This is a genomic window from Erwinia sp. L03-1, assembly GCF_058686115.1.
On sequence record NZ_CM178762.1, the window covers coordinates 3366585 to 3380447 of the forward strand.

12 protein-coding genes are annotated in these 13863 nt (G+C 52.8%); 3 read left to right on the plus strand and 9 right to left on the minus strand.

Features of this window, described 5'->3' with window-relative positions:
• Positions 1-109 precede the first annotated feature (109 nt).
• Positions 110-805 carry a 7-cyano-7-deazaguanine synthase QueC gene (gene queC / locus AC4PCC_RS15605; RefSeq protein WP_492125121.1) on the plus strand — a complete coding sequence of 232 codons (696 nt, stop codon included), beginning with the start codon at positions 110-112 and terminating at the stop codon, positions 803-805.
• Between the two features lie 99 nt (positions 806-904).
• Here the strand turns inward: queC and AC4PCC_RS15610 are convergent, their stop codons facing one another.
• From AC4PCC_RS15610 to bolA, 9 genes are all read right to left on the minus strand, one after another.
• Complete coding sequence (locus AC4PCC_RS15610) at positions 905-1318, minus strand: acyl-CoA thioesterase (protein ID WP_492125122.1); 414 nt, start codon at positions 1316-1318, stop codon at positions 905-907.
• Positions 1319-1422: 104 nt separating this feature from the next.
• On the minus strand, positions 1423-1758 hold the full coding sequence (locus AC4PCC_RS15615; protein WP_492125123.1) for a helix-hairpin-helix domain-containing protein: 336 nt from the start codon (positions 1756-1758) through the stop codon (positions 1423-1425).
• A 139-nt stretch (positions 1759-1897) separates the two neighbouring features.
• Entirely contained in the window at positions 1898-3769 is a 1872-nt protein-coding gene (ppiD, locus tag AC4PCC_RS15620; RefSeq protein WP_492125124.1) for a peptidylprolyl isomerase, read from the minus strand.
• A gap of 250 nt (positions 3770-4019) precedes the next feature.
• Entirely contained in the window at positions 4020-4292 is a 273-nt protein-coding gene (gene hupB / locus AC4PCC_RS15625) for a nucleoid-associated protein HU-beta (protein ID WP_492125125.1), read from the minus strand.
• Positions 4293-4514: 222 nt separating this feature from the next.
• Positions 4515-6869, minus strand: coding sequence for an endopeptidase La (gene lon, locus AC4PCC_RS15630; protein WP_067705264.1), 2355 nt, complete (start codon positions 6867-6869; stop codon positions 4515-4517).
• A 191-nt stretch (positions 6870-7060) separates the two neighbouring features.
• The gene (clpX, locus tag AC4PCC_RS15635) at positions 7061-8335 is read right to left on the minus strand and encodes an ATP-dependent protease ATP-binding subunit ClpX (protein ID WP_492125126.1); all 1275 of its coding nucleotides are present in this window, start codon (positions 8333-8335) and stop codon (positions 7061-7063) included.
• 115 nt (positions 8336-8450) lie between these two features.
• Complete coding sequence (gene clpP / locus AC4PCC_RS15640; protein ID WP_067705260.1) at positions 8451-9074, minus strand: ATP-dependent Clp endopeptidase proteolytic subunit ClpP; 624 nt, start codon at positions 9072-9074, stop codon at positions 8451-8453.
• A 340-nt stretch (positions 9075-9414) separates the two neighbouring features.
• Positions 9415-10719, minus strand: coding sequence for a trigger factor (gene tig / locus AC4PCC_RS15645; RefSeq protein WP_492125127.1), 1305 nt, complete (start codon positions 10717-10719; stop codon positions 9415-9417).
• A gap of 321 nt (positions 10720-11040) precedes the next feature.
• Positions 11041-11355, minus strand: a complete 315-nt coding sequence (gene bolA, locus AC4PCC_RS15650; protein ID WP_067705256.1) for a transcriptional regulator BolA — start codon at positions 11353-11355, stop codon at positions 11041-11043.
• 311 nt (positions 11356-11666) lie between these two features.
• Here bolA and AC4PCC_RS15655 point away from each other — a divergent pair, with 311 nt between their 5' ends.
• Both AC4PCC_RS15655 and ampG read left to right on the plus strand, forming a co-directional pair.
• Positions 11667-12245, plus strand: a complete 579-nt coding sequence (locus AC4PCC_RS15655; protein ID WP_067705253.1) for a lipoprotein — start codon at positions 11667-11669, stop codon at positions 12243-12245.
• A 48-nt stretch (positions 12246-12293) separates the two neighbouring features.
• Complete coding sequence (gene ampG, locus AC4PCC_RS15660) at positions 12294-13775, plus strand: muropeptide MFS transporter AmpG (protein WP_492125128.1); 1482 nt, start codon at positions 12294-12296, stop codon at positions 13773-13775.
• Positions 13776-13863 lie beyond the last annotated feature (88 nt).

Here is a 13863-nt window from a genome sequence, read left to right on the forward strand (position 1 = left end):
CCATTTTTGCCCGGCCTGCGCCGTTTCGCCAACTGGCCTGGCGCTGAGGCTACCCTTCTGCTCCGGCAGGGATTACTATAGGCCGCAATAAATGAATAAGGTTAAAAGTATGAAACGCGCAGTAGTGGTCTTTAGCGGTGGTCAGGATTCAACCACCTGTTTGATACAGGCGTTGAAACAGTATGACGAAGTGCACTGTGTCACCTTTGATTACGGTCAGCGCCACCGGGAAGAAATTGAGGTGGCGGCAGCGCTTTCTCAATCTCTGGGCGCGCGGGCGCATAAGGTGCTGGACGTTACGCTCCTTAATGAGCTGGCAATCAGCAGCCTGACGCGCGACAGCATACCTGTCCCTGCCTGGAACCCTGATGCCACGGGTCTTCCTAGTACTTTCGTACCGGGTCGCAACATTCTGTTCTTAACTCTGGCAGCAATTTATGCTTATCAGGTAGAAGCAGAAGCCGTGATCACCGGGGTCTGTGAAACTGACTTTTCTGGCTATCCCGACTGCCGGGATGAATTTGTTAAGGCCCTCAATCACGCAGTTACCCTGGGCATGGCTCGCAACGTTCGCTTTGAAACGCCGCTGATGTGGCTGAATAAGGCAGAAACCTGGGCGCTCGCCGACTACTGGCAGCACTTGCCTTTAGTACGCAGCGAAACCCTAACCTGCTATAACGGCATTAAAGGTGCAGGTTGCACAGAGTGCGCTGCCTGCAACCTGAGGGCCCGTGGTTTGCAGGAATATCTCGATCAAAAAGATGCCATTAGGCAGGAGATGAAGCGTAAAACTGGCTTAAGCTGAAAGCCTCTATTTCTGGTCGGCTCGTGATGCTGACATCTCTTTCTGGCCGGCTCAGGATGCTGACACCTCTTTCTGGTCGGCCCGGGATGCAGGCATCTGTTACTGGTCGACCGGGGCTGTAAACATTGCTTCCATCCTGCGCTTTAAATCGCCCTCCATCGGCTGCGCTTTTTGCGTGCGCAAATCGATGCAAACGAAGGTCAGCGTGGCGTCAGCCACTACCTCGCCGTTCGGTGCCAGCGTCACCGTCTGACCAATGACCCCGCTTTTTCCTCCCAATTGTACAAGCTGACTCTCTATCTTCAGCACGTCACCCATAACGGCGGGCCGCCGATAGTTGATGTTGATGTTCACGACCACAAAAGCCAGATGGTTATCGTTAAGCCAGTGGAACGATTCCAGATTCTCCAGCCATTCCCAGCGCGCTTCCTCCAGAAACTCCAGATAGCGGGCATTGTTGACGTGCTGATAAATATCGAGGTGGTAACCACGTACTTTTATTGTTGTGTGCATAATCACTCAGCCATTAAGAGGGCCATACCCACTGGTATGACCTCCTCAAGATTAGCAGGCAGTCAGAACACCTGACGGGAAAGCGGTGGATCCCGCGAAGTCGATCACAATTTAAGCCGCGACAGGTTTCGCTCCACCAGGGCGTTACCCATACCGGGAACCTCCTTTAACTGTTCGATTTGCGTAAAGGCTCCGTAGCGATCGCGGTAGCTGACAATGGCCTCTGCCTTTTTCAGGCCAACCCCGTTAAGCGCCGCGGCAAACTCTTCCGCAGTGGCGTGATTAATACTGATTTGCCCGTCCGTAGCCGGCCGGCCTGATTCCATCTGTAGGCCCGGCTCAGTGCCCCGGTTGGTCGCGGTTTCTGCCTGAGCCACTGAGAGAGCCAGGGGGTTAAAGGCTAAAGCAAAAAATAGTGCAGACAGTGAAAGGTGTTTCATGCTGTTTTCCTCCGTGTATTTGACAGCACGTCCAGGCTAAGCCAGAGTCAGTGCGGATACAAACGGCGGATAACAGAAATGGAAAAGGCCGCGAATGCGGCCTTTTCTTTTTCAGTACGTTGCAAAAAAACTGCGAGGCTTACTGAGCCTGTGCCGCTGCACCGTACTTAATTTTACCTTCTTTGCGCAGGTTACTCAGCAATGCTTCAAACGCGATTTGCGCATTATTCTGCGTGACGCCCTGAACCATGGCCTGCTTCTGCGCGTCCGGCATGGTGCCCGTTTTCACGCTGTCGAGCGCGATAAGGACGACATTGCCCTGACCATCTTCGCTGACGCCCCATGACGGTTGATCCTTCGCAGGAGGCGTCATAGCAAAGACCGCCTGAGTGATCGCGCCCTGCCCGTTACGGCTAAGCGTTTGCTGCTGACCGAAGCTCAGGTTAGCCGCTTTCATTTCCTGCTCGCCTTTGCCGGCTTTAAGCGCGGTCAGGAGTTTGTCAGCCAGCGCCTTCGCTTCCTGCTGAGCCTTCTCAGTTTTCAGCGTATCAGTAATCTGTGCGGTCACTTCACTCAGCGGTTTCACCGCTTCAGCCTTATGCTCACTCACACGCAGGACAAAAGCACGATCGCCATCAACAGTGATGATGTCAGAATTGCTTCCCGGCGCACCGTTGTCCCCTACCAGGCCGCCATTGAAGATGGCCTGCTGAACGGGTTTGAAGTTAAGTTCAGCGGGCACGTTGTCATGACTGAACCAGCCAGTTTCAACAGCCTTAACGCCCGCAACCTCTTCAGCACCCGCCAGAGATTCGTTGTCGTTGCTGGCCGCCTCGCTTACTTTCTGCTGTAACTTGTAGTAAGCATCAATGGCTTTTTCCTGCTTCACCTTCGCCGCGATAGCTTCGTGAACGGCAGAGAAAGGCTTAATTTGCTGCGGCTGGATATCGTCCAGGCGGGCAATAATGAAACCGACGGACGATTTAATGACGCCAGAAAGCTGGCCTTTCTCTTTCAGACCGGCGCTTTTCAGCTCATCTGGCGTGGTATCCGGCTCAAGCCAGCCCATATCTCCGCCGTGACGAGCCGAGATAGGATCGCTGGATTTCGCTTTCGCCAGCGCGGCAAAATCACCACCCTTTTTAAGCTCGGCCAGCAGTGCCTGTGCTTCAGCATCGGTTTTAGTCTGGATAATGCTGTAGCGGGTGCGCTCAGGCTGGGTGTAGTCAGACTGATGTTGATCGTACCAGCTCTTAATTTCGCTCTCGCTGACGTTTTCGTGCAGCGATGCCGCATCCAGCTTGATGTAACTCACCCGATACTGCTCAGGAGACATAAAGCTATTTTTGTTTTGCTCGTAATAGTTTTTAACGTCTTCGTCAGTGACGGGCTGCTTTGCTACAAGCGCACTCACGTTGATTGTCGCTTCGCGAACCTGGCGCTGTTGAGCCACCAGCGCCGCGAGCGCATCCGTTTCGCCATTCAGCATAAAGTCAGTGCCGGTAACGGAGGTGATCAGCTGCTGTGTGGTCAGCTGTTTGCGCAGTGCTTCTGCATACTGATCGGCAGAGAAGCCCATATTATTGATTAGGCCGAGATATTTGGCGTTATCGAATTTACCGTCAGTCTGGAAAGCGGGCTGAGAAAAGATAGCCTGCTTAATTTGATCGTCGCTGATAGCCAGCTTCAACGTTTTCGCATACTGATCCAGCAGCTTTTCATCAATCAGCTGGGAAAGCGCCTGCTGACGAATCTGCTGCATATAGCCTGGATTGCTGGCCAGGGTTGAGAACTGTTCGCCCAGCATTTGCTGCTGACGTGAACGCTCGCTGGAAAAAGCCCTTTCAAGCTGCGCCCGGCTGATCTCGTCACCGTTGACCTTTGCAGCAAAATCACCGTTACCGCCGATCAGGTAGTTGCCCACCCCGGTCAGGACGAAAGAAAGGATGATCAAACCCAGTATAATTTTGAGCACGACATGGTTCGATGCCGCACGTAAATTGTCCATCATGGTGTGACAACACTCCGCTGTAGTGTGAATATAAACCGTTAGCGCTACGACCCACATTCCCGGGGACGTTTCGCGCCACTGCGTGATTAAGCCCTGCTCCTTCACGCCATGTTGACCAACGCGCTATGCGTTTGTCATTGATAGATAAAAAAAGGCACATCAGAATGGTGATGTGCCCAGTATGGTACATGAGAACGCAATGACAATCCTCACTCCACCAAAGAAAATGCTCTGGTGGTGCATACCGCAGTTAGTTAACCGCGTCTTTCAGCGCTTTACCGGCACGGAAGCCAGGTACTTTACCCGCTGGGATAGTGATCTCTTTACCCGTCTGCGGATTGCGGCCGGTGCGCTCTGCGCGATCGCGCACGGAGAAGGTACCAAAACCGACCAGCGCCACTTCATCGCCAGATTTCAGAGATTCTGATACAGAGTCCATAAATGCATCTAATACACGTCCTGCTGCGGCTTTAGAAATGTCAGCACCTGCAGCGATTTTGTCGATCAACTGTGACTTATTCACTCTATCATCCCCTCTATTATTATTTACATCGCGTTCGGGCTTCCCGCCGACAACAAACGCGCGTTAGTTATTAAGATAGCGTTAACCTGTCTCGGGCACAGTCATCCAGTGGATTTTGCCAGCCCGAGTCAGACAGCTATCTAAATTAACGGCACAAAAAAAAGCTGGCAAGCCCCAATTTGCCTGCCAGCCCTTGTTTCGTCCTGTTTTTGTCTTAAATCATCATTTAGCCGTGGCTACCTGCATGCCGTAAGGCGCATTCACAAGGGCCAGCGTTAAGACTTCTTCAATACGCTTAACCGGATGAATGTCGAGATCGGCGATGACGTTATCAGGGATCTCTTCCAAGTCACGCTTATTTTCGTCAGGGATCAGGACCGTTTTAATACCACCGCGATGGGCAGCCAGCAGTTTTTCCTTCAGACCGCCTATTGGCAGAACCTGGCCACGCAGGGTAATTTCTCCTGTCATCGCAACGTCCGCACGAACCGGATTACCCGTCAGGCAGGAGACCAGCGCGGTACACATCGCTATACCCGCACTTGGGCCATCCTTCGGCGTGGCACCTTCGGGTACGTGAACGTGAATATCACGTTTTTCGTAGAAGTCCCCGTTGATCCCCAGCTTTTCGGCACGCGCACGCACTACGGTCAGTGCAGCCTGAATCGACTCCTGCATCACCTCGCCCAGCGAACCGGTATAGCTCAGCTTACCTTTCCCGGGTACGCAGGCCGTTTCGATGGTCAGCAGATCACCGCCCACTTCCGTCCATGCCAGACCGGTCACCTGACCTACGCGATTTTCACTGTCGGCGCGACCGTAATCGAAGCGCTGCACCCCAAGGAAATCCTTCAGGTTATCAGCATTAATTTCGATGTGCTTGACGGTTTTGTCCATCAGCAGCGTCTTCACCGCCTTGCGGCACAGTTTAGACAGCTCACGCTCAAGGCTACGCACACCGGCTTCGCGGGTGTAATAACGGATAATGCCCACAATCGCGCTATCATCAACGGTGATTTCGCTGCTTTTCAGCGCGTTACGTTCAATCTGCTTCGACAACAAATGCTGTTTAGCGATATTGAGCTTTTCATCTTCGGTATAGCCGGACAGACGAATTACTTCCATTCGATCCAGCAGCGGTGCCGGGATATTCATCGAGTTGGACGTTGCCACGAACATCACATCTGACAGATCGTAATCCACTTCAAGATAGTGATCGTTAAAGGCGATGTTCTGTTCCGGATCGAGCACTTCCAGCAGCGCTGATGCAGGATCGCCGCGCATGTCCGAAGACATTTTGTCGATCTCATCCAGCAGGAACAGCGGGTTCTTCACCCCAACCTTGGCCATTTTTTGAATCAGTTTGCCGGGCATCGAGCCAATATAGGTCCGGCGATGACCGCGAATTTCCGCCTCGTCGCGCACGCCGCCCAGCGCCATACGGACATATTTACGTCCGGTGGCTTTAGCAATAGACTGGCCCAGCGAGGTTTTACCCACGCCCGGCGGTCCAACCAGGCACAGAATCGGGCCTTTAATTTTGCTGACGCGACTCTGTACCGCTAAATACTCAAGAATACGATCCTTGACCCGCTCCAGTCCGAAGTGATCGGTATCCAGGGTTTCCTGAGCTTTAAGCAGATCTTTTTTCACCTTGCTACGAGCGTTCCACGGAACCTGGACCATCCAGTCGATATAGCCGCGAACCACGGTCGCTTCAGCCGACATCGGGGACATCATTTTCAGCTTTTGCAGCTCGGCTTCGGTTTTTTCGCGCGCTTCTTTCGGCATTTTAGCCGCGTCGATTTTACGCTTCAGCGCCTCATTTTCATCCGGCGCATCATCCATTTCGCCCAGTTCTTTCTGAATAGCCTTCATCTGCTCATTCAGATAGTACTCGCGCTGGCTTTTCTCCATCTGTTTTTTGACACGATTACGAATGCGTTTTTCAACCTGTAACAGGTCGATTTCCGACTCCATCATCGCCATCAGATATTCCAGACGTTCATTCACGTCGGACATTTCCAGCACGGACTGCTTATCCGCAAGCTTAAGCGGCATGTGCGCTGCCACCGTATCTGCCAGGCGCGCAGCATCTTCAATGCTGTTTAACGAGGTCAGAACTTCCGGTGGGATTTTCTTATTCAGCTTGATATAGCCTTCAAACTGGCTGATAGCGGTACGCACCAGCACTTCCTGCTCACGCTCATCAATCTCAGGCGAAGCAAGATATTCAGCCTGGGCCGTAAAATGATCGCCGTTATCGCCAAGCGTCGTAATGTGCGCACGCTGTAAGCCTTCAACCAGCACTTTAACGGTGCCGTCAGGCAGCTTCAGCATTTGCAGAATAGAGGCGACGGTCCCTACTGAGAAGAGATCGTTAATGTCAGGTTCATCCGTTGAAGCTTCTTTCTGAGCGACCAGCATGATTTTTTTATCATGATCCATAGCGGCTTCAAGGCAGCGAATCGATTTCTCACGACCGACAAACAACGGAATTACCATGTGCGGATAAACCACTACGTCACGCAACGGCAACACAGGGATTTCAATGCGTTCAGAACGCTCAGGATTCATAGAGCTCTCTCTTAGTTTAATTTCCGCCAGGGTGATGGGAACCGCAACAGACCATTAAAGTGCAGTTTTACCCACAGGTAGTTGAGTATATGGGGATGAATACGGGACATTCAATGATATGTGCAAGAGAAAAGCAAAAGGGGGAATAATTCCCCCCTTTTTAAGGTAACTCGCTGGAAAGATGCGGTTATTTATTCACCGGAAGCCTGCTGAGCTTCAGGTTTAACATAGATGAGCATCGGGTCAGTTTGATTTTCAATCACCGAATCATCCACCACGACTTTTTCCACATCATCCAGTGAAGGCAGGTCGTACATGGTATTGAGTAACGCGCCCTCAACAATAGAACGCAGACCACGCGCGCCGGTTTTACGCGACATCGCTTTTTTGGCGATTGCGGTTAACGCTTCATCCCGGAATTCCAGCTCAACGCCCTCCAGGTTGAACAATGCCTGATACTGTTTTGTCAGCGCATTTTTCGGCTCACGCAGGATCTGAATCAGCGCCTCTTCACTCAGCTCATTCAGCGTTGCCACCACGGGCAGACGACCGATGAACTCCGGGATGAGACCAAACTTGATCAAATCTTCCGGTTCAACCTGCGCCAGCAGTTCCCCTTCGGTCGCTTTCTGCGCCTTGCCTTTCACCGTGGCGCCAAAACCGATACCTGACCCGGTGTCAACACGCTGGGAAATGACCTTATCCAGGCCGGCAAACGCGCCGCCGCAGATAAACAGGATTTTAGAGGTATCAACCTGCAAGAATTCCTGCTGAGGATGCTTACGCCCACCCTGAGGTGGCACGGCCGCAACGGTGCCTTCAATCAGCTTGAGCAGCGCCTGCTGTACACCTTCACCCGACACGTCGCGGGTGATAGAAGGGTTATCCGATTTGCGGGAAATTTTATCAATTTCATCGATGTAAACGATCCCGCGCTGCGCCTTCTGCACATCGTAGTCACATTTTTGCAGCAGCTTCTGGATGATGTTCTCAACGTCTTCACCTACGTAACCCGCTTCGGTTAGTGTGGTGGCATCCGCCATGGTGAAGGGAACATCCAGCAGACGAGCCAGGGTTTCTGCCAGCAGCGTTTTGCCGCTACCGGTTGGGCCAATCAGCAAAATGTTACTTTTACCCAGCTCAATACCGTTGCTGGTATCACCATTTCGCAGGCGCTTATAGTGGTTGTAGACCGCTACGGCCAACACTTTCTTCGCCCGTTCCTGACCGATAACATAATCATCAAGGTGATGGCGAATTTCATGTGGCGTGGGGAGCGCACTGCGCTCGCGATGCGGTGATACTTCTTTAATCTCTTCGCGGATGATGTCGTTACACAAATCGACACACTCATCGCAGACATACACTGACGGGCCGGCAATCAGCTTGCGCACTTCATGCTGGCTTTTGCCACAGAAAGAGCAGTACAGCAGCTTTCCTGAACCGTCTTTGCGCTTATCTGTCATCAGTTACCTCTTCTATTATCTTCGCCCGCACTCGGTTGCGGTAAAGGCACCGCCCGGCGGCACCCTGATATATCACTCATACCCTTACTAACTATAGACGACGCGGGCGCTGAGCTTAAGTACGATGCGTCAGGATGGAATCAACCAGACCATACTCTACAGCTTCGCTCGCGGAGAGGAAACGGTCACGCTCGGTGTCTCTCTCTATTTCTTCAAGAGTTTTGCCCGTATGTTCGGCCATCAGCTCATTCATACGCTGCTTCACCTTAAGAATTTCACGCGCGTGGATCTCAATGTCCGACGCCTGTCCCTGGTAACCGCCCAGAGGCTGGTGAATCATTACCCGTGAATTAGGCAGACAGTAACGTTTGCCCTTCGCACCGGCGGTAAGCAGGAAAGCCCCCATCGAGCACGCCTGACCCATACAGATGGTGCTGACGTCAGGCTTGATGAATTTCATCGTGTCGTAGATAGACATCCCTGCAGTAATCACGCCACCAGGAGAGTTGATATAAAGGTGGATGTCTTTTTCCGGATTTTCAGCTTCCAGAAAAAGCATCTGTGCGACGATCAGGTTCGCCATATGGTCCTCAACCTGCCCCGTCAGGAAGATAATACGTTCCTTGAGCAGACGAGAAAAAATGTCGTAAGAACGCTCTCCGCGAGAGGTTTGTTCGACCACCATCGGCACCAGAGCCATATGAGGTGCCGTTTGTTCACGTTCGCCACTGTAGGACATTACCGTCTCCTGATAAATTTCATTTGGCAATACTTTGTACCAATTCTACTTGAGAGTGGTTCGGAACACTACGTTTCCAACCCCTCTCCCGATGTCCTTTGGGACTCACCCTGCCACGCGCAGATATTGCTATAGCTTTCTATTTGGGGATCGTGCCCCGCTGATTCAAGCATAACAACGTTTTTATCAACTGCTAACCTGGAAAAGTAGCTTAGTTGAAAATTTACCGCTTCAATGGGCGAATAAACACATTAAGGCACATCGGCCCGAGGGATAAAAAGCAAAAAGCCCGCGGTCACAGTGGCCGCGGGCTTTGATTAACTCTTCAGAATCAGATCAATCAGGCCGGTTGGGTCTGGTTCATCAGTTCCTGGAAGTTAGTGGCTTTCTCGGTCACTTTAGCTTTTTCCAGCACGGCTTCCACCGCCTGCTCTTCCAGTGCAACGTTGCGCATGTTGTTCATCAGCTCATTGTTTTTGCTGTAGAACTCAACGACTTCAGACGGATCTTCGTAGGCAGAAGCCATCTCTTCGATCAGCGCCTTAACGCGGTCTTCGTCTGCTTTCAGCTCGTGAGTGCGAATGACTTCACCCAGCAGCAGTCCGACGACAACGCGACGTTTTGCCTGCTCTTCAAACAGTTCGCGAGGCAGTTCAAGCGCTTGCTTCTCATCACCGCCAAAACGCTGTGCAGCCTGACGCTTAAGTACATCGATTTCACCGTCGATCAGTGCAGCCGGTACGTCGATGTCGTTCGCGCTCACCAGACCGTCGATAGCCTGAGTTTTAACACGGTTGCGCACGGCGCCTTTCAGCTCACGCTCCATGTTTTTACGCACTTCAGCACGCAGGCCGTCTACGCTGCCATCTTCCACGCCAAAGCGCTTGATGAATTCTTCGGTGAATTCTGGCAGTTCGCTCTCTTCCACTTTCTTCAACACGATTTCAAACTTCGCTGCTTTCCCTTTCAGGTTTTCAGCGTGGTAATCTTCCGGGAAGTTTACGTCGATAGTGAAGGTTTCACCCGCTTTGTGGCCTACAACGCCCTCTTCAAAGCCTGGGATCATACGGCCCTGGCCCATGGCCAGAACGAAGTCAGAAGCTTTACCGCCTTCAAACTCTTCCCCGTCAACGGAGCCGCTAAAGTCGATAGTGGCGCGGTCGTTAGCTTCAGCAGCGCGATCGGTCTCTTTCCATGTTGCCTGCTGCTTGCGCAGGGTATCCAGCATGGTATCAACGTCTGCGTCAGTGACGTCGACAATCGGTTTTTCAACTTCGATTGCGTCCAGCCCTTTCAGCTCAACTTCCGGATAGACTTCAAACTCTACGGTAAACGTGAAGTCTTCGCCCATTTTGTACTCGCCCGGCACGTAGTTAGGTGCGCCAGCCGGATTGATCTTCTCTTTAATGATGGCGTCAACAAAGTTGCGCTGCATCAGATCGCCCAGAACGTCCTGGCGAACGGAAGCACCGTAACGCTGTGCAACCACTGTCATTGGCACTTTCCCTTTGCGGAAACCGTCAATGCGCACTTTTTTCGCTACGCTCAGCAGTTCGCTTTTTACCGCATTCTCGATCACATCTTTATCTACGGTAATCGTTACGCGACGGCCCAGGCCCTGAGTTGTTTCTACTGAAACTTGCATCTTGTTACCTCAAAAAATCACGTGCTCGGTCAACTTCAGACCTACCCCGCTCCGCAAGAAACGAGGAGAGCTCTAAGAACCGGGACGGCCTCTGATGGCAGAACCGCATTCCCTTTCGCCAGAAGCGTCCCGAAGACATTCAGGAAAAATAGACGCAGCATTATAGCGGTAACATTAAAGCGAGTCGAGGCTACACCGCATTGCCGCCCCTTAACTTATCTCCTTTTTGCCAGTAATTCGCCAAAAGCGTCGTCAGGTTCACTCTTTTAGGCCATAAACAACAAAGCGGCCCGCAGGCCGCTCAAATAAAACAGGTTACAATCAGGCCAGCGTACCCGCCCCCCGACAGTTAGGAGAGGACGGAACGGCATCCTGGAGCCCTTCCCACTCTTTAATCGTGTAGGTGTGTAACGCCAGGGCATGAACGCTGCCCGCCAGCTCATCGGCCAGTTCGCTGTAGATGGCACGATGACGCGCCAGGAAGCGCTGACTGACAAAGCTGTCGCTGACGATCACAACTTTAAAGTGGCTTTCTGCACCGGCAGGCACGTTATGACGATAGCTTTCGTCATGAACTTCCAGATGTACGGGTGTAAACGCCGCTCTTAATTTTGCTTCTATCTGTTCACGGATCATAACCACGCTCCTCGACCGCCTCTTCGCCCCATCTGTTTAAATATTAGCTGGTTTTTTCCTTTGACGATAAGGGGAAATAAATTATCACGGCGCCTGTCGGGGCTACTTTGCATTTTCTGCTGGGGGACTGCAACCGCGGGCAATTAAAAAGGTCATAATCGGTAAGCCGAAAAGCGAGACCGTTCGGTAGCATGATAAAACTGCAACACGATGAATTTACGCGCGATCAGGACTTCCTCTTGCCACAGGCGATGTTATGATGAGCGCAGTTTTGTCGGCACTACACACCTCACGTTAACGAGATAATAAGCATGTTAAAAAAATTAATTTTACCTCTCATGGCCGTGTTGATTCTGGCTGGCTGTGCAACGACCAGCACGACGCTTGACGTTTCCCCAAAAATTCAGCTGCCGCAGCAGGATCCCAGCCTGACAGGCATCACCCTCAGTATTAACGGCGCAGACCAGCGTACCGATCAGGCGCTGGCAAAAGTTAACCGCGATGGCCAGCTGGTCACGCTGACCCCGTCCCGCGACCTGCGCTTCCTGCTGCAGGAAGTGCTGGAGAAACAGATGGGCGCCCGGGGCTATATGATTGGTCCAAACGGTGCGGTTGACCTGCAAATTGTCGTTAATAACCTCTATGCCGATGTTACCCAGGGCAGCGTGCGCTACAGCATTACCACTAAAGCAGATATCTCCATTATCGCCACCGCCAAAAATGGCAGCAAGCAGGTGAAAAATTATCGCCAGACCTACAGCGTTGAGGGTGCGTTCAACGCAACCAATGACAAAATTACCAAAGCGGTCAACGCGACGCTAAGTGACGTTATTGGCGATATGGCTCAGGACACCAGCATCCACGAGTTTATTAAGCAGAACGCTCATTAATTTGCCTCAGCCCGTCGGTTAACCGGCGGGCGTCGTTTTAAGGTTTGTATGTCCAGCCAATATCTGCAAATTTTCACTCAGCGTAATGCGGCGCTGCTGCTGCTGCTGGGATTTTCATCCGGCCTGCCGCTGGCGCTCACCTCAGGTACGCTTCAGGCCTGGATGGCCGTTGAGAACGTCGATATTAAAACCATCGGTTTCTTTTCGCTGGTAGGTCAGGCTTACGTTTTTAAATTCCTCTGGTCCCCGCTGATGGACCGCTATACCCCCTCTTTTCTGGGCCGCCGTCGCGGCTGGCTGCTGCTCACGCAGCTGCTGTTAATCCTGGGCATTGCGCTAATGGGGTTTATGCAGCCGTCGCGCGACCTCACCCTGCTTGCCGCCCTGGCAGTGGTGGTGGCTTTTTGCTCCGCGTCCCAGGATATCGTGTTTGATGCGTGGAAAACGGACGTGCTGTCGCCCGCCGAGCGCGGCAGCGGCGCGGCCATTAGCGTTCTGGGCTATCGGCTGGCGATGTTGGTTTCGGGCGGGCTGGCGCTATGGCTGGCAGACAGGTTTCTGGGGTGGCAGGCGATCTGGTGGCTGATGGCGGCAATGATGATCCCCGGCGTTATCGCCACGCTGTTAGCAAAGGAGCCAACGGATATCATTGCCAGGCCGCATACCCTTGAGGAGGCGGTAGTGGCCCCGCTGCGCGACTTTTTTAACCGGAATAACGCCTGGCTTATCCTCTCGCTGATCGTACTTTATAAGCTTGGCGATGCCTTTGCCGCCAGTCTGACCACCATTTTCCTCATCCGCGGCGTTGGATTCGATGCGGGCGACGTTGGGCTGGTAAATAAAACGCTCGGTCTGCTCGCCACCATCATCGGCGCACTCTATGGCGGCATGCTGATGCAGCGGCTGAGCCTTTTCCGTGCTCTGATGCTGTTTGGCATCCTGCAGGCCGTTTCCAACCTCGCATACTGGGCGCTGTCGGTAACCGATAAACACCTCTATAGCATGGCCGCCGCCGTCTTTGTTGAGAACATCTGCGGGGGAATGGGCACCGCTGCTTTCGTGGCGCTGTTGATGACGCTGTGCAATAAATCGTTTTCAGCCACCCAGTTTGCCCTGCTTTCGGCGCTGTCTGCCGTGGGTCGGGTCTACGTCGGCCCGGTCGCGGGATGGTTTGTCGAAGCCTGGGGATGGCCCACGTTCTACGCATTCTCCGTCGTTGCCGGCTTGCCGGGGCTGCTGCTGCTGGCGGGCTGCCGTAAAACGCTGGAACATGCGCAGAATTATCAGACGTTTTTGCCACGCGTACGCTTCAAGCAAGGATACCGCTGGGCGCTAAGGGGATTGATGATGGGCGCGTTGCTTATTGCCACCTGGCTACTGCTGCTGGCGTTAAGGTCAACGGGCCTCGCTGACGCGGGTACCGTCATCAATACGCTGTTTATCGCCGGGCTGACCTTCGTTCTGCTGGGCGTGGTGGCTGGAAGCCTGCTGGACTTCATCGCCATGCGTAAAAGTTACCCGCTGGGATAATTATTGCCCGGGATGTGACCGCGGCCTTTAGCGGTGAGAAGTGTTAAAATTCGCGGGATCTGTGATGCCGATTTATCCTGAAGGCTTC